Below are 17,667 nucleotides of genomic sequence, written 5' to 3' on the forward strand. Positions count from 1 at the left end.
ATTCAGAAACATGTTTCGTGCCAACTCAGGCCTTGCTATCGAACAGCAGGCTGCTGGCATCGCTCAGGTTCTGCGCCAATTTCAGCGCGGTCTCCGATGGAAGCTGTCGAATCACTTCACCACTGTCGGTGGCGATCACCTTGACGACCACAATACCGGTGGAGTCATCGATGGAAAAATCCAGGTTGCGCTGTGAAGCCTGCACAAACTCACGCATATCGGTGACTGCTTTTTCCAGCGCTACACGCTGCGGCTCTTCACTCGCAGGCACTTTCGCTTCACTGTCGGCCGCAGGCTGGGCCTTGATTACAGGCGCGCTGCTGGCCGGTATTACGGCAGCCGGGAACGGCGTGTTCAGCTTGATGCTCATGTCCATGTCATCACCTCCAAACTGAAAAAACGGAAGGGCACGTTATTCACGCACCCTCCCGTTATTTAACCGCTACCGCTATTACTGAAGCAGCTTCAGAACAGAGGATGGCAGTTGGTTGGCCTGGGACAGGATCGCAGTGGAAGCCTGTTGCAGGGTTTGTTGCTTGGTCAGTTCAGCAGCTTCAGAAGCGAAGTCAGCGTCTTCTACGCGGCCTTTGGCAGCGGAGGAGTTCTGCGAAATGCTCTGCAGGTTGGCCACGGTGCTGGCGAAGCGGTTTTGTACGGCACCCAGCTGCGAACGCTGGCTGTCGATCTGCTGCATGGCGTCGTCCAGAGCCTGGATAGCCTGCTGCGAAGAAGCGGCAGTCAGGATGCTCAGGTCGGAAACGCTGGTTTCCATGGTCACGGCAGACTTGGTGCCAGCAGCGGCAACAGTGGTCAGACCCAGAGCAGCCAGGCCAGTACCGGCGCTGCCGTCTTTGACAGTGATGTCTTTGTCGGCGAACAGGTTCAGGGTGCCGTCAGCGTTTTTGCTGGCTTTAACACCGGTGCTGGCGCTGTTGATCGAGGAAACGATCGCGTCAGAGGTGTCGCCTTTCTTGAACTTGACTTCAACGCCGTTCAGGCTGATCGAAGTGTCGGCAGTCAGTTTGGCTTGGGTAGTACCGGCAGCCAGGCCCAGTTGCGACAGCGAACCGCTGGTGTTGTTAGCCAGCTTGATGTCAGCGCCTTGACCCGAAGTCACTTGGAAGCGACCGTTGGTGAACGATGCAGTACCACCGGTACCGGCAGCGGTTTGCAGGTTAGTGACAACGCTTGCGATGGTGGCGTTTGCAGCCCAAGCCACGGTATTACCGTTTACAGAAACGGAACCGGCGCCGCCCAAGGTGGTAGGGGTAGCGGCAGCTGTGGTGCCAGCGGTCATGCCCAGAGCGGTTGGACCGGTAGTTGGAGTAGCGCCGATGGTGATTGCACTGCTCGACGACAGGCTAACAATACCACCAGCGGTAGTGCTGGCAGTTACGCCGGTGGTAGCGGTTTGTGCGTTGATCGCGGCGACCGCAGCGGTACCGGCAGCAGCACCAGCAGCCACAACACCGGAAGCCAGGGTGATCGAAGTACCGTTGATGGTGATGGCATCGCCAGCAGCCAGAGCGGTAGCAGCAGCGGAACCAGTTACAGTAGCTTTGTCACCGATAACCGAACCAGTAGCGGTAGCTGCCAGGCCAGTCATTGCAGCGCCGTTTACGGCGGCTTCAGCGTAGTTGCCTTTCAGGGCAGTGGAGCTGATGTCGGTCATGCCGAACGAGATAGTTTCGTTGGCGTTGGCGCCGATTTGGAAAGCTACGTTGTTGAACGAGCCGTCCAGCAGGTTACGACCACCGAAGGTAGTGGTGCTGGCGATACGGTTCAGCTCGCCCACTTTAGCGGTGAATTCTTGCTGCAGGGAAACACGGTCAGCGTCGCTTTTATCACCGTTCGCCGCTTGCAGGGCGAGTTCACGCAGACGCTGCAGCGTGTTGGTGGATTCTTGCATAGCGCCTTCAGCGGTCTGGGCAATCGACACGCCGTTGTTGGCGTTGGCGATGGCAACGTTCAGGCCTTTGACCTGGTTGTTCAGACGGTTGGCGATCTGCATGCCGGCAGCGTCGTCTTTGGCGCTGTTGATTTTCAGGCCGGAGGACAGACGGTTCATCGACTGGCTCAGAGCGTCGGAAGCTTTGTTCAGGTTCTTCTGGACACCCAGGGAAGTGATGTTGGTGTTTACTGATAATGCCATGACGAAATCCTCGTGGTTTGGATACTGCGGCTTCCGGCCCTGGCAACCGCCGGGTGTGGCCTAGAGAACCTACGTAATAGTTATCGTCGTGGTAGGCAGTTGCTTGAGGATTTTTTTTGATTTTTTTGCTGGCGCGGTGCCACCCCTTGCAATTCAAGGGTTTAGCTTAGTGCAAAAGCCCGGTTTCATTGGGTTTTCTGGCGCCAAATAAAAAACGCCGATGATCTCTCGATCATCGGCGTTTTTTTGTTGCAGCTATTAAAGCATCACGGGCGATAGAGAATCGCCGAGCCCCACGACAGGCCCACACCAAAACCACTGATTGCCACGCGCTTCCAGGTGGCGTCCATCACGTGCTTTTCCAGCAGCAGCGGAATGCTCGACGACACGGTGTTGCCGGTCTCGACCATGTCCTTGATGAACTTGTCCACCGGCGCATCTTCAAAACGACGCGCCACGGCGTCGACAATCGCCGCACTGCCCTGGTGGATGCAGAACGCATCGATCTCGTCAGCCTTGAGGTCAGACTCGTTGAGCAGCTCGTGCAAATGCGCCGGCACTTTAAGCAATGCAAAGTTGAAGACCTGGCGGCCGTTCATGAAGAACACGCCGTCGCTGACCTTAAGGTGCGGCGCGCCGGAGCCGTCGGTGCCGAACTTGGACTTGCCCAGCAACCAGGGAGCGTCTTCGCCCATCCAGGTCGCGGTGGCGGCATCGCCAAACAGCATGGTGGTGTTGCGGTCTTCCGGGTCGACGATCTTCGAGTACGGGTCGGCGGTGATCAGCAGGCCGTTTTTCAGGCCGGCGGCTTCCATGAAGCCCTTCATCGCGTAGATGCCGTAGACGTAGCCAGAGCAGCCCAGGGAGATATCGAACGCGGCGACGTGGGTCGGCAGGCCCAGTTTGTCCTGGACGATGGCGGCCGTGTGGGGCAAACCCTCTTCGTCACCGTTCTGGGTGACGACGATCAGCGCGTCGATAGACTCGCGCTTCAAATCCGGGTTGTTGGCAAACAAAGCGTTGACCGCCTCGACACACAGATCGGAGGTTTCCTGCGCGGCTTCCTTGCGCGGCAGGAACGCCGAACCGATCTTGCCAATGATGAATTCTTCATCCTTGGCGAATTTGGCACCCTGGGCGTAGTTATCGATCCCGTCGGCCGGCACGTAACTGGCGATGCTTTTTATGCCAATCATTGTGGCTTCCCAATACTAAATAGCTGGAGATCACCCCGCGAGCTGGCCCGCCGAGTGCTGACAATAAGTGGGGGATTACCCCGCAAAAACTTCGCTGAAAGCCGCCCCGTAAAGGCCCTGCGACGACTTATCCTTTTCACACGATACAGTGAAGATGCGCTTTATGACTCGCAGGTCACCTAATTGTGTGTGGTTTATGCAAAACCTTCAAACAATTAAGCCGCAGAAACGACAATGGCCCAGCCTGTTTCCAGGCTGGGCCATTGCGTGACAGCAGGCCGATTACATCTTGTTGAACAGGCTCAACTGCGAGATTTTCACGAAGGCCAACTGCGAGGCTTGTAGCATGGTCTGTTGCAAGCTGAGGTTGATAGCTGCCTCAGCAAAGTCGACATTGCCCAGCGAGTTCATGGTTGAGGTGTTCGCCAGGTTAATGCTGGTGTTTTCCTGCGACTGAATATCCAGCGTATTGAGACGCGCACCAATGCTGCCGCGAACCTGGTCGATCTGGCTGTAGGCGTTAGTCAGGTTGCCAATCGAACGGGCCACCACATCCTTGAGTTCCTTCTGCGCTGCCGGGTTGCCGTCCGACGGCGTCTCAAGGGTGCGTCGCAGGCGACTGAGGGTGTCGAGCACGTTTTCGTTCTTGTTGCTGGTGGCACCGACCAGGAACTGATCGCCGTCTGCAGGATCTGCGCTGACGCCCAAGGTGACGCCCGCCACCGTGATTGAGGTGGCACCGGTAGGCAGCGTATCGCTGGCGATGGCTTTGCTGTCGGCGCTGTAAGGCTGCGCATAGACACTGTAAGCACCCGCTGCGCCAAACTTGATCACCACCCCAGAGTTGGGAAAGGTGCTGGAGTAGGCCGCCTGATCAGTCACCGCGCCGCCGGTCAACTGCGCCGTGCTCGGGTTGCTCGGCGTGCGCGACACACTGAATGAGTCGGGCTTGATCGCAAGGCTGAACTCACGACCTGCCACTACCGCATCCGACGGTGCGCCAGGCAATACGTCCTTGCCCAGGTTCAAGCCGATATCGAACTTGACCCCACGCAGGCTGATGGTTGAGCCGCCTTCCTTGGTGGAGTCGAATGTGCCATTGCCCGGAATTTCGGAAGTAATGTCCTTACCGGTAGCGTCCGCAACGGTGTACTGAGTACTGCTGGTGAACGTCAGCTTGTACGGCTGGCCGTCCGCAAACTTGTTGCTGCTGGTGCCTGAAGCAATCAGGCCCGCCGAGACGGTGACCTTGCCGTCATCCACATCCACCGCAGGGTCGGCCAGCACACGCGTGGCTTGTGTACGCCCGGTGTTCGCAGCAGTTTCGAGCATGCTCTTGGCGGTATCACCCATCGAGATCGCCAGGTTGTCGGCGACTTTCAGGTTCAGCGCCGTGTCATCGCCCTGATAGGTGTAGGTGCCGTCATTGTTACGGGAATAAGGAGGCGTATCGGTCTTGCTGCCGGAGAACAGGTAATTGCCACTGGCATCCTTGGTATTGAGCAGACCCATGATCTGGTCTTCAAGGGAACCAATTTCAGCCGCGGTCGATTTACGGTCAGCATCACTGATACCGACGTTACCCGCCTTCAACGCCAGCTCACTGGCCCGCTGCACCGCGATGTTGATGTTTTCCAGCACGCTGTCTTCGGTGTTCAAGGCGTTTTTCAGCGTATCGATATTGCCGTTGTATTGCGCCAGCATGTCTTTTTGCTGCTGCAGCATCAGCAACCGCGCCGCGGCCACCGGATCATCCGCGGCCGTCTGCACGCGCACGCCGCTGCTCGCGGTCTCCTGGGCCTTCACCACGCTGGAATAGTTCTGCTGATAATTAGCCGAGCTGGTTTCGAAATACTGCTGTGTAGAAATACGCATCGTCCCAGACTCCCTTAAAGGCTATTGATCAATGTGCTGAAGGTTTCTTGCGCGGCCTTGATGATCTGCGACGACGCGGTGTAGTACTGCTGGAACTTGATCATGTCGCCCGCCTCGTCATCCAGGTTGACCCCGGACACCGAGTTGCGTGCAGACTTATTGGCGGCGAGCAATGCCCCCGTGGCAGAAACATCCACCCCGGACTGACTGGCCTTGGCACCCACTTGAGAGACCAGGCGGCTGTTGGCGCCGGTCAGGCTCACACCCACGTTGCCGCCTCCCAAGCCAACAGTGGCCTTGGTTTGCAGGTCGAGCAACTGCTGGGCGTTACGGCCGTCGGACTTGCCGCCGCTGTTGAACGAAAAGGTGGTGCTGTCACCGTCGGCTGGCGAGCCGTTGACGGTGGTGTCGAACTTGAAGCCGGAGCCTGGGATAACGGCGCCGCTGGCATCCAACTCGGGCACGTTGACCGTAATTTTGTTGCCCTGCCCCGGAATGATCGTGCCGGTGCCAATCTCTTTACCCTGGGCGTTGCTGATCGTGTACGACTGAGTGCCGTCCGCAGCGGGTTTGCCAAACACCATTTTGACCGGCATCAGGCCTTCGATATTCGTGCGCAACTGCGCAGTGGCAGCCCCACCATGAATATCCAGAGGCGCAGTCAAGGTCGGCTGGGTAAACGTGCCCGTACCGCCGTTGGTCTTGCCGCTCTCACCGATCAGAGGCCCGGCGAATGCAAGCTTGTTGGCATCGGCCATATCCACGCCAATCGAGCTTGCACCCGTCGCAGTCGGGCTGACCTTGTAGCTGTCACCAAACTTCATGGTGCCTTTGCCATCAAGCGCGATGGTGAAGCCGTCCATCGACACCTGGTTATTGGCGGTAATGTCAAAGGTGCCCATGGCTTTGCCGTCCGACCGCACCACGGTCACCATGTTCGGGTTGGCGTTGTCGCTGAAGGTGACTTTGTAGTCGAGCGTCGTCAACTGGCTGCTGTCGGTGATCGTCACGTTCAAGTTACTGGCGTCGGGGTTATTGCCCGAGGCGCCCTGGCTGCGCGAAGCGATGGCGGCAGCGCTGTTGATGTCCTTGAACAGCGAGATACCGAAATCACCATTCAAGTCCAGGCCTTGGCCCAACTGGTTGTTGATGGTGTCAGCGGTGGCAATGGCCAGGCGACCCAACTCATTGATGGCCGGCATCAACGCATCACTGCGATAACGCAACAGGCCACCCATGCTGCCACCACTGATCACCGAACCGAGGTCCAGGTTGGTGCCGCTGACATTCAGTTGAATGGTGTATTGGCTGTTGTCCGTTTTACTCGGCACGGCAGAAATCGTGTTGGATATCCCGCCTTCCACCAACGACTGACCGCTGCCGGTGGTAATACTGAACTGCCCGTTCTTTTCGGTGGCCGTCACGCCAATCAGCTCATTGAGTGCGCGCACTGCCTCGTTACGCGAGTCCAGCAGGTTGGCCGGCGCGGTGCTGGCCGAACCTTGAGCCTGAAAGATCTGCTTGTTGAGCGAGGCAATCGAGGAGGTCAATTGATTGACCTGATCACTCATGGCGCTCAACTGGCTATTGATGGTTTCTTTTTGCTCGGTCAATTGCTTCGAGAGCGAGTTGAAGCGGCTGCTCAAGGTCTGGGCATTGGTGACCAGCAGCTGGCGAGCCGAAAGGTCATTAGGGTTTGAGGACGCCGTCTGCAACGTTGCGAAAAACGAGCTGAGTACCGACGACATGCCCGTGGTGCGGTCCGACAGCAGCTTGTCGACACTGCTGACCTGCCCCTGGTACGCATTGGCATCGGCACTCAACGCCGTACTGTTCTGATACGCCGTATCCAAAAACTCGTTGTACACCCGGCGCACATCCGCCAGGGTCGTGCCGCTGCCGATGAACACGCCGCCGTACTGGTTCGACGCATTGGTCACCTGACCGCTCTGCTGGCGCGAGTAACCCGCCGTGTTGACGTTGGCGATGTTGTTACTCAACACCGACAACGAGCCTTGAGCGGCATTGAGCCCTGACATCCCGATACTGAGCAAACTCATGGTTCAGACCTTATAAATGTGTGGTTGCGCCAGCGGCAGCGTAATTCTGGTAACTGTCCATCGTTTTGGCGATCTGCGAAATCTTGCTGGCGTAAGCCGGGTCGGTGGCGTAACCGGCTTTTTGCAACTCGCGTACAAACTGTTCCGGGTTGTCGGCCGATTTCACAACTTCTTTATAGCGATCATTGCTTTGCAGCAATGTCACGAGGTCGTGGAAGCTGTCCTGGTACGAATCGTAGGAGCGGAACTGCGCCGTTTCCTTGACCATCGCCCCATCGCGGAACTCGCTGGTGATCGCCCGTGCCTGGCCGCCCTGCCAGCTTTGGCCGGCCTTGATGCCAAACAGGTTGTGGCTGCTGCTGCCGTCTTCGGCACGCATGACCGATTTACCCCAGCCGGTTTCCAGCGCGGCCTGCGCCACCAGGTACTTGGGATCAACGCCAATGCGCGCGGCGGCGGCCTTGGCCATCGGCAGCATGGTGGCGACGAATTCATCCTGGGAGCTGAAGGCTTTTTTTGCCGGTGCCAGCGGTGGCTGGGCCACGGCGCGGCCGTACACCTGCATGCGGTCATTGCGTACGGCGACGCTGCGCGCAGTGCTGTTGACTACATTGTCATCGGCCGCGCTGTTACGCAGCGGCGCGGCTTGGGCGACGGTAGTCGCGTCGGTGCTCGGCACGATGCCAGCCAGCAGGCGGTCGGTGAGTTTGCTCGGCAACGAGATACGGCGCTGGTTCATCAGCTCCATGTCATTGCTGTGGGAGGCAGCGGCGCCCGCTTGCGGCTCAGCCACGCGATACGCCCACAACGGACGCTGGCCGTTGGAGCGGCCCAGCGGCCCTTCGGCCTGAGTGCCGGCGGCAATTTGCGTCGGCACATCAACCTTCTTCACCGCTTCAGCCGCAGCCGGGCCTTGCAGGGTCGCGGCCTGGGCCTCCACCGGTTTGTTCTGTTGCATCTGGCGCATCAGCACGTCGGCCAGGCCGATGCCGCCGCCTTCGCGAGACATCGAGACCGCCAGTTGCTGATCGTACATTTCCTGGTACTGCTTGGCCGCCGGCGTGTTCATCGGGTTGTCTTTACCCAACGCCTCGGTGGCCGAACGCATCGACTTGAGCATCTCGCTCAAAAACAGCGATTCAAACTCCTGCGCGACTTTGCGCATGTTGCCTTCGCTGTTCTTGTCGGCGCCGACCTTGAGCTGGTTAAGCCGGTTCAGGTCGGAGTAAGACCCCGAGTCCGCCGTGCTGCTGATGCCGCTCTTGCGCATATCCATGGCCATGGCCTCAGATCACGATCAGGTCGGCTTGCAAGGCGCCGGCCTGTTTCAAAGCTTCAAGGATCGCCATCAAGTCGCCGGGCGCTGCACCCACCTGGTTCACCGCGCGGACAATCTCATCCAGCGTGGTGCCAGGGCCGAACTTGAACATCGGTTTGGCTTCTTGCTCGGCGTTGACCCGCGAGCGGGGCACCACGGCAGTCTGGCCGTTGGACAACGGCCCAGGCTGGCTGACGATCGGGTCTTCGGTAATGGTCACGGTCAGGCTGCCGTGGGTCACCGCCGCCGGCGAGACCTTGACGTTCTGGCCGATCACGATGGTGCCGGTACGCGAGTTGATGATGACTTTGGCCACCGCTTGGCCTGGGTCGACTTCGAGGTTTTCCAGGATCGACAGGTAATCCACACGCTGGCTTGGGTCCAGCGGCGCGGTCACGCGGATCGAGCCGCCGTCGATGGCCTGGGCCACGCCAGGGCCGAGCATGTCGTTGATCTTGTCGACGACGCGCTTGGCGGTGGTGAAGTCAGAACGGTTGAGGTTCAGTGTCAGGCTGTTGCCTTGGTTGAAACCACTCGGCACGGTGCGCTCAACGGTGGCGCCACCAGGGATTCGCCCGGCCGATGGCACGTTCACGGTGATCTTCGAACCGTCACGACCTTCAGCGTCAAAGCCACCCACCACCAGGTTGCCCTGAGCGATGGCGTAGACGTTGCCGTCAATACCTTTAAGCGGCGTCATCAACAAGGTGCCGCCCCGCAGGCTTTTGGAGTTACCGATAGATGCCACGGTAATGTCCACCACCTGACCCGGCTTGGAGAACGCCGGCAAGTCGGCGCTGATGGACACCGCGGCCACGTTTTTAAGCTGCACGTTGCCCGAACCCGCCGGCACCTTGATGCCGAACTGCGAGAGCATGTTGTTGAAGGTCTGCAAGGTGAACGGCGTCTGGGTGGTCTGGTCGCCCGTGCCGTTAAGCCCCACCACCAGACCGTAGCCGATCAACTGGTTGGAGCGCACGCCGGAAATGCTGGCGATGTCTTTCAGGCGCTCGGCCTGGGCGACTGCGCTCAAGGTCAGCAACAGTGCCGCCGCCATCAGCTGTTTGAGGTTCAAAGTGGCCACCTAGAAAGGGAACAGCGGGCTGAGGAAGAAACGGTCGAGCCAGCCTGGCTGGCTTGCATCAGCAAACGCGCCGGTGCCGGAATACGTAATGCGTGCATCAGCGATTCGCGTGGAAGGCACGGTGTTATCCGTAGAAATATCATCGGCGCGCACCATGCCGGCAATGCGTACCAACTCATCACCGGTGTTGAGGGTCATCCACTTCTCGCCGCGCACGGCAATGATGCCGTTGGGCAGTACGTCAGCGACCGTCACGGTGATCGAACCGGTCAGGCTGTTGCCCTGCCCGGCCGCACTTTTGCCATCGGTGGCGCGCGAACCGCTGTAGCCGGCGTTCAGCGTCAGGTCACCATCGCTCAACGGATTATTGACGTTGGGCACCGCGCCAAACAGCGAGGTCAAGCCCAGGCTGGCGGTGCTGTTCTTGCCCACTTGGGAGTTGGCGTTCTTGCTGGCCTGGGTGCGCTCGTTCAGCGTGATAGTGATGATGTCACCGACTCGGAACGCCTTGCGGTCGCTGTACAGGTTCTGTTCGAAACCGGCCTGGTAGATCGAGCCATTGTTGGCCGCCGCCGGCAACGGTGTGCGTGGCAACACCGGCGCGTAGTACGGGTCGTTGGGCTTTGGCGTCGGGGCAACACAGCCCGTGAGCACAGCGATCCCACTCAGTGCCAAAACAGAAACGTAGCGATTCATGACCCTAACCTCACGGTGTTGCAGGCGCCATCAACGGCGCCCCATAGACTTGATTACAGATTCTGCGTGACGAACGAGAGCATCTGGTCGGCGGTAGAGATCACCTTGGAGTTCATCTCGTAGGCGCGTTGAGTGGTGATCATGTTGACCATCTCTTCAACCGTGCTCACGTTGGAGGTTTCCAGGGTGCTTTGCAGCGTGGTGCCGAAACCGTTCAGGCCAGGGGTGCCGATTTGCGGCGCGCCGCTGGAAGCGGTTTCCAGGAACAGGTTGTTGCCCATGGCTTGCAGGCCAGCCGGGTTGATGAAGTCGGCGGTTTGCAGGTTGCCGATCACTTGCGAGGCTGGGTTGCCGGCCACGGTGATCGAGACGGTGCCGTCGTTGCCGACGGTGAAGGTTTTGGCATCGGCGGGCACGATCACGGCCGGCTCCAGCGAGAAACCGTTGGCGGTGACGATCTGGCCGTTGGAGTCGAGGTGGAACGTACCGTCACGGGTGTAGGACGTGGTGCCATCGGGTTGCAGAATCTGGAAGAAACCCCGGCCGTTGATGGCCATGTCCAGCGGCTGGCCGGTCTGTTGCAGGTTACCGGCGCTGAAGTTCTTCTGGGTGCCAACGATCGCCACACCGGTACCCAATTGCAGGCCCGACGGCAGTTCGCTGTCTTGGGTCGACTGGGCGCCAGGCTGCTTCTTGATCTGATAGAGCAGGTCCTGGAACTCGGCACGGTCACGCTTGAAACCCGTGGTCGATACGTTGGCCAAGTTGTTGGAAATGGTGGTGAGGTTGGTGTCCTGGGCGGACAGACCGGTTTTGGCAACCCATAGAGCCGGAAGCATGCTGTTCTCCTCTGTGCGCCTGTTTGTTGGCGCGACATCACAAATTAGTTAGTGGGCTGCAATCAGCTCATCTGCATGACGCGCGTCATGGCCTGGTCATCTTCTTTGGCGCTGTTCATCATCTTGATGTGCAGCTCGAATTGCTTGGAAAGCGCCAGCACCGCCGTCATTTCTTCAACGGCATTGACGTTGCTCGCCTGCAGGAAACCCGAGGTCAGCTTGACGCCCGCATCGACCACGGCCGGCTGGCCATCCATCGTGTGGATGGTGCCGTCCAAGCCTTTGGTCATATTCTTGAGGTCAGGCTGGACCAACTTGATGCGGTCCACTTCAGCCATCACCCGTGGGCCTTCGCCCATGGCGCGAATGCTGATGGTGCCGTCGGCGCCCACTTCGATTTTTTGCTGAGGCGGCACGGCAATCGGGCCACCGTTGCCCATGATCGGCATACCGTTGCCGGCACGCAGCACGCCCAGTGCATCGACGTTCATGCTGGCGCTGCGCACGTAGGCTTCGCCGCCGTCCGGGGTCTGTACGGCCATCCAACCGTCGCCGCTGACGGCCACGTCGAGGTCACGGCCGGTTTCGATCATCGCGCCGGGGGTGAAGTCAGTCGCTGGGCGTTCGGTGAGGGCAAAGGCCCGCGCCGGAAAGCTGTCACCAAATACCGGCATCGAACGCGCCTGTTCCAGGTCACGCTGAAAACCGTTGGTGGAAATGTTCGCCAGGTTGTTGGCATGGGCCTTCTGCGCCAGAGCATTCTGGCTGGCGCCGGTCATTGCCACGTAAAGGTACTTGTCCACGCTCTTTCCTCTTTCTGACGGACGCTTGCCGCCCACCGCTGTACTGAGGAGGCTTAAGCAATTTGCGAACCAACTTTTTGAAATAGGGTGAAAACCAAGCGGGACAGGGGTTTGCGGGGAGGCGTGGGGAAATGTGCGCGGGGGGATAGTCGAAAAAACGGCGGACTACTGCCGCCAGCGGCAAACACCGGTCTTTAAAACAATGAAGATAAAGTGTGGGAGCTGGCTTGCCTGCGATAGCGGTGGGTCAGTCAGCACATACTTCACTGACCCACTGCTATCGCAGGCAAGCCAGCTCCCACATTTTTAACCCAGTTGTGTCAGGTAGTTATTTGTCGGCCTTGAGGATTTCGTAGTCCCGCAGCTTGTTGGCAATGGTGGTATGGGAAACCCCAAGCCGCTTGCCCAACTGCCGACTACTCGGATGGTCGGCATACAAACTCTCCAACACCGCCTTCTCAAACCGCCCAACAATCGCTTCCAACCCCCCCTCCAGCGAAAAATCGCCAAGCGGCTGGCGCACGCCGTAGTCCGGCAAACGAATATGCTCAGCCTTCACCGTGCCGCCCTCGCACAACGACACCGCCTGGAACAGCACATTCTCCAACTGCCGAACGTTGCCGGGCCAGTGGTAATGACTGAGTTTGTCCATGGCCGCGGGTGCAAGCTTGGGCAGCGGGCAACCGATCTGGCGACTGGCTTGATCCAGGAAGTGCTCAACCAATGGCGCCAAGCCGTCCAGGCATTCACGCAGGGGCGGGATATGCAGCGACAGCACATTGAGGCGGTGATACAGGTCCTGGCGAAACTCCCCACGGGCGCACAGCTCGGATAAATCCACCTGGGTCGCGCAGATCACCCGCACATCCAGGTACACCTCCTCATCACTGCCTACGCGACGAAAGCAGCCGTCTTGCAGAAAGCGCAGCAATTTCACCTGCAAACGCGCACTCATTTCCCCCACGCCATCGAGAAACAGTGTGCCGCCTGCCGTCAGTTCCAGCAGCCCCAGCTTGCCCTCGGCACGCGCCCCTTCAAACGCGCCAGGGCCGTAGCCGAACAACTCTGTCTCGGCCATCGACTCCGGCAAGCCTGCGCAGTTGAGCGCCATCAAAGGGGATTGGCCACGCGGGCTGGCCAAGTGGCAGGCACGCGCCAGCAATTCTTTGCCGGTGCCGGTTTCGCCTTCTATTAATAGCGGTGCGTCCAGCGGCGCCATGCGCCGGGCTTCACGCACCACCGCCGCCATGACCTTGGAGCTTTGGAAGATGCTGTCAAAGCCACGCAGTTCCTGTTTGCGTACGTTGTAGATCCGCTCACCGACGCGGTCGGCACGGTGCAGGGTCAGCACGGCGCCGGCCATGGCTTCGCTGTCGTCGTGCTCGGAAGATTGCAGCGGCGCAATGTCCGCCAGGAATACGTCGCCCTTGACCTTGACCCGCAGGCCATTGATGCGCGATTTGCTCGCGCGCACCAGCTCTGGCAAGTCGAAATCTTCGGCATAACGCGACAGCGGGATGCCCGGCACCTCGTCCACCCGCACCCCAAGCAACTGCGCCGCCGCACGGTTGGCGGCGACGATGGAGCCGCCCATATCGATGGACAGCACCGGAAACTCCAGGGCGCCGAGCAACGCATTGAGCTCCATGTGCCGCCGCTCGCTGGGCATCAGCCCTACCCTTTTCACGCCGAACACGCCGGCAATCGCCTCGAACTGCGGGCGCAACGCCTGGAACTGCATGTTCACCAGATTGGGGCAAAACAGGTAGATGGCGTTGCCGTGCTCACCGCCGACCTCGCCCTTGGCGACGTTGACGCCGTACTCCACCAACAGGTTGAGAATGTCCCGCAGGATGCCGATGCGGTTCTGGCAGTGCACTTTGATACGCATGAAGAGGCCCGAAAAGTGGGGAGGCGCCGCGTCTTTTTGTCGCTGGGCGCAGATAGTCGTCAAGATTATGTGACAGACGCTGACCTTTTCCCAGCCCAGCAACGTGAAGCAGCGTACAAACGTAACGAATACTTTACGAAAACCGGTGCATTTTTCTACACGTTACCGCCAGAACCGGGTGGAATCTGGCGCCCGTCGAGTTATCAATAGGTGCATCCCAGGACATAACAAGAACGAATGCCTAGCAGGAGAGCCGTATGAAGCAGACGCACTACGTGGCCCGCGAGCCCGATGCGCAAGGTTTTATCCACTACCCGCCCGAAGAACATGCGGTGTGGAACACGTTGATCACGCGCCAGCTAAAAGTGATCGAAGGCCGCGCCTGCCAGGAGTACCTGGACGGCATCGACAAGCTTGGCCTGCCCCTCGATCGCATTCCGCAACTGGGCGAGATCAACAAGGTGCTGGCCGACACCACCGGCTGGCAAGTAGCCCGCGTACCGGCGCTGATCCCCTTCCAGACGTTCTTCGAATTGCTCGCCAGCAAGCAGTTTCCGGTGGCGACCTTTATTCGCACCCGCGAGGAATTGGACTACCTGCAAGAGCCGGATATTTTCCACGAGATCTTCGGCCACTGCCCGCTGCTGACCAACCCCTGGTTTGCCGAATTCACCCACACCTACGGCAAGCTCGGCCTGGCGGCCACCAAGGAGCAACGGGTGTACCTGGCGCGCCTGTACTGGATGACGATCGAGTTTGGCCTGGTGGACACGCCCGAAGGGCGGCGCATCTACGGTGGCGGCATTTTGTCGTCGCCCAAGGAAACGGTGTACAGCCTGTCCTCCGAGCCCGAGCACCAGGCCTTTGACCCGCTGGAAGCGATGCGCACCCCGTATCGCATCGACATCCTGCAACCGCTGTACTTCGTGCTGCCCAATCTCAAGCGCCTGTTCGAAGTGGCGCAGGAAGACATCATGGGCATGGTCGAGCGTGGTATGCAGTTGGGCTTACACGCGCCGAAATTCCCCCCGAAACCCAAGGCAGCCTAAACCTCAGTTTTTAAGGCCAGGTGAGTCTGTTCCCTGGCCTCGCGTTGCTTTAGGGTAACGCCCACTGACCTTCAAATTTTCGAATTCAGGACATCTCCACATGACCACCTTGAACCAAGCCCACTGCGAAGCCTGCCGCGCCGATGCCCCACAAGTCAGCGATGAAGAGTTGCCGGTGCTGATCAAGCAGATCCCCGACTGGAACATTGAAGTACGCGACGGCGTGATGCAGTTGGAAAAGGTTTTCCTGTTCAAGAACTTCAAGTTCGCCCTGGCTTTTACCAACGCCATGGGTGAAATCTCCGAAGCCGAAGGCCATCACCCAGGCCTGCTCACCGAATGGGGCAAGGTCACCGTGACCTGGTGGAGCCACTCCATCAAGGGCCTGCACCGCAACGACTTCATCATGGCCGCACGCACCGACGAAGTGGCCAAGAGCGCCGAGGGCCGCAAGTAATGCATTTTGATGCCATTGGCCGCGTGCCCGGTGACCCCATCCTCGGGCTGATGGACCTGTATGCCCAGGACTCCAACCCAAACAAATTCGACTTGGGCGTGGGCGTCTATAAGGACGACCAGGGCCTGACGCCGATTCCCCACGCCGTGAAACGGGCCGAACAGCGTCTGGTGGATACACAAGCCACCAAGACCTACATCGGCGGCCACGGCAATGCGGCGTTCGGCACCTTGATCAGCGCGCTGGTGCTGGGCGACGACTCTGCGCTGATCCGCGAGCGTCGCGCCGGCGCCACTCAAACACCCGGCGGCACCGGTGCGCTGCGCCTGAGCGCCGACTTTATCGCCCACAGCCTACCCGGCCGTGGCGTGTGGCTGAGCAACCCGACCTGGCCGATCCATGAAAGCATCTTCGCCAAGGCGGGGCTCAAGGTCAGCCATTACCCATACGTGGGCGCGGATAACCGCCTGGATGTGGCGGCGATGCTGGCGACACTCGCCACCGTCCCGCAAGGCGATGTGGTGTTGCTGCACGCCTGCTGCCATAACCCGACCGGCTTTGACCTGTCCCAGGATGACTGGCGCCAGGTGCTAAAAATTGTGCGTGAGCGCCAGCTGCTGCCGCTGATCGACTTCGCCTACCAAGGCTTTGGCGACGGCCTGGAGCAAGACGCCTGGGCAGTGCGCTTGTTTGCCAGCGAGTTGCCGGAAGTGTTGGTCACCAGCTCGTGCTCGAAGAACTTCGGCCTGTACAGCGACCGAGTGGGTGCGCTGATCGTATGCGCGGCGGATGCCGAGAAGCTGACGGATGTGCGCAGCCAGCTGGCCAATATTGCCCGCAACCTGTGGTCGACGCCGCCGGATCATGGTGCGGCAGTAGTGGCGACTATTCTGGGCGATGCCGAACTGAAAGCGCTCTGGAGTGGCGAAGTGGAAGCCATGCGTACGCGGATTGCGCAGTTGCGCTCAGGGTTGGTGGAGGCCTTGGTGCCACACGGGTTGGCTGAACGGTTTGCGCATATTGGCGAGCAGCGCGGGATGTTTTCCTATACCGGCTTGAGTGCCGAGCAGGTGAAGCAACTGCGGGAGAAGCACAGCGTGTATATGGTGAGTTCGGGGCGGGCGAATGTGGCGGGGATTGATGCCACACGCCTTACATTGCTCGCAGCTGCAATCGCCGACGTCTCCAACTGACGAAACCGGGCTAAAAATGTGGGAGGGGGCTTGCCCCCGATGGCAGTATGTCAGTCACTGGAAGGGGAACTGGCACACCGCTATCGGGGGCAAGCCCCCTCCCACATTTGAACTGGGTTGACCTTCAGGTTGTGGCCATCTCAGCCTTGAGCAGTGCCTCTTTGGCCTGCGCATCCGCCAACCGATACAACTCGATACTGCCATCCCAGTGCTCGATCAACGCCGTGCACGACTCCACCCAATCCCCGCAGTTGAGGTAGTCCACCTCGCCCACCTTGCGAATCTCCGCATGGTGAATATGCCCGCAGACCACCCCATGTAGTTCGCGCTTGGTCACTTCGTGGGCGATGGCTTCTTCGAAGTCGCTGATAAAACTCACAGCGGTCTTGACCTTGTGCTTCAGGTACGCCGACAGCGACCAGTAACCGTAGCCATAGCGTGCGCGCCAGTGGTTGAGCCAGCGGTTCAGGGTGAGGGTGAATTCGTAGGCCGAGTCGCCCAGAAACGCCAGCCAGCGGTGATAACGGGTGATCACGTCGAACTGGTCGCCGTGGATAACCAACAAATGGCGGCCATCGGCAGTCACATGCACCGCCTCGTCCACCAGTTGGATATTGCCCAGGATCAGCTTGGAGTAACGGCGCAAAAACTCATCATGGTTGCCAGTGACGTAGATCACCTCGGTGCCGCGCTTGGCCATGGTCAGCAGGCGGCGGATCACGTTGGTGTGCGCCTGGGGCCAATACATGCCACTGCGCAGTTTCCAGCCGTCGATGATATCGCCCACCAGGTAGACCTTATCGGCTTGGTAGCCCTTGAGGAATTGCGATAAATGTTCGGCCTGGCAATCCCGGGTGCCCAGATGCACATCGGAAATCCACAGGGTACGTACCCGTTGCTTGCGGCTGGGCTTGGTGAACTCGGCACTGGTCATGGGCATCCCTCGACGCTGTTTTCGCGAGCTTGCGCCACGGCGATTAATAGCCCATGACAACGGTGCGTCAGTCTGATGACAACGCCCGGCGTGAGCAAAGCGTTGTAGACTGCGACAGCC

15 protein-coding genes are annotated in these 17,667 nt (G+C 59.5%); 3 read left to right on the forward strand and 12 right to left on the reverse strand.

What is annotated here, in order from left to right; all coding sequences use genetic code 11:
* Positions 1-25 precede the first annotated feature (25 nt).
* From ICY20_RS13375 to ICY20_RS13425, 11 genes are all read right to left on the reverse strand, one after another.
* A complete protein-coding gene (locus tag ICY20_RS13375; protein ID WP_194937701.1) occupies positions 26-376 on the reverse strand; it encodes a flagellar protein FlaG in 351 nt (116 codons plus the stop codon).
* Between the two features lie 75 nt (positions 377-451).
* Positions 452-2,152, reverse strand: coding sequence for a flagellin N-terminal helical domain-containing protein (locus ICY20_RS13380; protein WP_194937702.1), 1,701 nt, complete (start codon positions 2,150-2,152; stop codon positions 452-454).
* Positions 2,153-2,418: 266 nt separating this feature from the next.
* Positions 2,419-3,348: a ketoacyl-ACP synthase III gene (locus ICY20_RS13385; RefSeq protein ID WP_010208730.1), complete on the reverse strand. Its 930-nt coding sequence runs from the start codon at positions 3,346-3,348 to the stop codon at positions 2,419-2,421.
* A gap of 282 nt (positions 3,349-3,630) precedes the next feature.
* Complete coding sequence (locus ICY20_RS13390) at positions 3,631-5,223, reverse strand: flagellar hook-associated protein 3 (protein WP_194937703.1); 1,593 nt, start codon at positions 5,221-5,223, stop codon at positions 3,631-3,633.
* A 14-nt stretch (positions 5,224-5,237) separates the two neighbouring features.
* A complete protein-coding gene (gene flgK / locus ICY20_RS13395) occupies positions 5,238-7,283 on the reverse strand; it encodes a flagellar hook-associated protein FlgK (protein ID WP_159963135.1) in 2,046 nt (681 codons plus the stop codon).
* A gap of 10 nt (positions 7,284-7,293) precedes the next feature.
* Positions 7,294-8,565 carry a flagellar assembly peptidoglycan hydrolase FlgJ gene (gene flgJ / locus ICY20_RS13400; protein ID WP_194937704.1) on the reverse strand — a complete coding sequence of 424 codons (1,272 nt, stop codon included), beginning with the start codon at positions 8,563-8,565 and terminating at the stop codon, positions 7,294-7,296.
* A 4-nt stretch (positions 8,566-8,569) separates the two neighbouring features.
* Positions 8,570-9,658 (reverse strand): flagellar basal body P-ring protein FlgI, encoded by a 1,089-nt coding sequence (locus ICY20_RS13405; protein ID WP_194937806.1) that lies wholly within the window; start codon positions 9,656-9,658, stop codon positions 8,570-8,572.
* A gap of 27 nt (positions 9,659-9,685) precedes the next feature.
* Positions 9,686-10,381 carry a flagellar basal body L-ring protein FlgH gene (gene flgH, locus ICY20_RS13410; protein ID WP_122485855.1) on the reverse strand — a complete coding sequence of 232 codons (696 nt, stop codon included), beginning with the start codon at positions 10,379-10,381 and terminating at the stop codon, positions 9,686-9,688.
* A 53-nt stretch (positions 10,382-10,434) separates the two neighbouring features.
* The gene (gene flgG, locus ICY20_RS13415) at positions 10,435-11,220 is read right to left on the reverse strand and encodes a flagellar basal-body rod protein FlgG (RefSeq protein WP_017527602.1); all 786 of its coding nucleotides are present in this window, start codon (positions 11,218-11,220) and stop codon (positions 10,435-10,437) included.
* A gap of 62 nt (positions 11,221-11,282) precedes the next feature.
* Positions 11,283-12,023 carry a flagellar basal body rod protein FlgF gene (locus ICY20_RS13420; RefSeq protein WP_194937705.1) on the reverse strand — a complete coding sequence of 247 codons (741 nt, stop codon included), beginning with the start codon at positions 12,021-12,023 and terminating at the stop codon, positions 11,283-11,285.
* Between the two features lie 328 nt (positions 12,024-12,351).
* Positions 12,352-13,914: a sigma-54-dependent transcriptional regulator gene (locus ICY20_RS13425; RefSeq protein WP_194937706.1), complete on the reverse strand. Its 1,563-nt coding sequence runs from the start codon at positions 13,912-13,914 to the stop codon at positions 12,352-12,354.
* A 257-nt stretch (positions 13,915-14,171) separates the two neighbouring features.
* Between ICY20_RS13425 and phhA the strand changes: the two genes are divergently transcribed.
* From phhA to ICY20_RS13440, 3 genes are all read left to right on the forward strand, one after another.
* Positions 14,172-14,963: a phenylalanine 4-monooxygenase gene (phhA, locus tag ICY20_RS13430; protein ID WP_194937707.1), complete on the forward strand. Its 792-nt coding sequence runs from the start codon at positions 14,172-14,174 to the stop codon at positions 14,961-14,963.
* A gap of 100 nt (positions 14,964-15,063) precedes the next feature.
* Positions 15,064-15,420: a 4a-hydroxytetrahydrobiopterin dehydratase gene (locus ICY20_RS13435; RefSeq protein WP_057700926.1), complete on the forward strand. Its 357-nt coding sequence runs from the start codon at positions 15,064-15,066 to the stop codon at positions 15,418-15,420.
* Positions 15,420-16,613, forward strand: coding sequence for an amino acid aminotransferase (locus tag ICY20_RS13440; RefSeq protein WP_159961703.1), 1,194 nt, complete (start codon positions 15,420-15,422; stop codon positions 16,611-16,613). Before ICY20_RS13435 ends, ICY20_RS13440 begins: the two co-directional genes overlap by 1 nt.
* 124 nt (positions 16,614-16,737) lie before the next feature.
* Here the strand turns inward: ICY20_RS13440 and ICY20_RS13445 are convergent, their stop codons facing one another.
* On the reverse strand, positions 16,738-17,547 hold the full coding sequence (locus tag ICY20_RS13445) for a UDP-2,3-diacylglucosamine diphosphatase (protein ID WP_159961705.1): 810 nt from the start codon (positions 17,545-17,547) through the stop codon (positions 16,738-16,740).
* Positions 17,548-17,667: the final 120 nt, after the last annotated feature.

Source organism: Pseudomonas pisciculturae (assembly GCF_015461805.1).
Lineage (GTDB): Bacteria > Pseudomonadota > Gammaproteobacteria > Pseudomonadales > Pseudomonadaceae > Aquipseudomonas > Aquipseudomonas pisciculturae.

Coding starts and splice junctions, on each gene's coding strand:
- ICY20_RS13375 (WP_194937701.1), bottom strand. CDS start 376: ATGGACATGAGCATCAAGCTGAACACGCCGTTCCCGGCTGCCGTAATA.
- flgJ (WP_194937704.1), bottom strand. CDS start 8,565: ATGGCCATGGATATGCGCAAGAGCGGCATCAGCAGCACGGCGGACTCG.
- flgH (WP_122485855.1), bottom strand. CDS start 10,381: ATGAATCGCTACGTTTCTGTTTTGGCACTGAGTGGGATCGCTGTGCTC.
- ICY20_RS13425 (WP_194937706.1), bottom strand. CDS start 13,914: ATGCGTATCAAAGTGCACTGCCAGAACCGCATCGGCATCCTGCGGGAC.
- ICY20_RS13380 (WP_194937702.1), bottom strand. CDS start 2,152: ATGGCATTATCAGTAAACACCAACATCACTTCCCTGGGTGTCCAGAAG.
- phhA (WP_194937707.1), top strand. CDS start 14,172: ATGAAGCAGACGCACTACGTGGCCCGCGAGCCCGATGCGCAAGGTTTT.
- ICY20_RS13390 (WP_194937703.1), bottom strand. CDS start 5,223: ATGCGTATTTCTACACAGCAGTATTTCGAAACCAGCTCGGCTAATTAT.
- ICY20_RS13385 (WP_010208730.1), bottom strand. CDS start 3,348: ATGATTGGCATAAAAAGCATCGCCAGTTACGTGCCGGCCGACGGGATC.
- flgK (WP_159963135.1), bottom strand. CDS start 7,283: ATGAGTTTGCTCAGTATCGGGATGTCAGGGCTCAATGCCGCTCAAGGC.
- ICY20_RS13405 (WP_194937806.1), bottom strand. CDS start 9,658: ATGGCGGCGGCACTGTTGCTGACCTTGAGCGCAGTCGCCCAGGCCGAG.
- ICY20_RS13440 (WP_159961703.1), top strand. CDS start 15,420: ATGCATTTTGATGCCATTGGCCGCGTGCCCGGTGACCCCATCCTCGGG.
- ICY20_RS13435 (WP_057700926.1), top strand. CDS start 15,064: ATGACCACCTTGAACCAAGCCCACTGCGAAGCCTGCCGCGCCGATGCC.
- flgG (WP_017527602.1), bottom strand. CDS start 11,220: ATGCTTCCGGCTCTATGGGTTGCCAAAACCGGTCTGTCCGCCCAGGAC.
- ICY20_RS13445 (WP_159961705.1), bottom strand. CDS start 17,547: ATGACCAGTGCCGAGTTCACCAAGCCCAGCCGCAAGCAACGGGTACGT.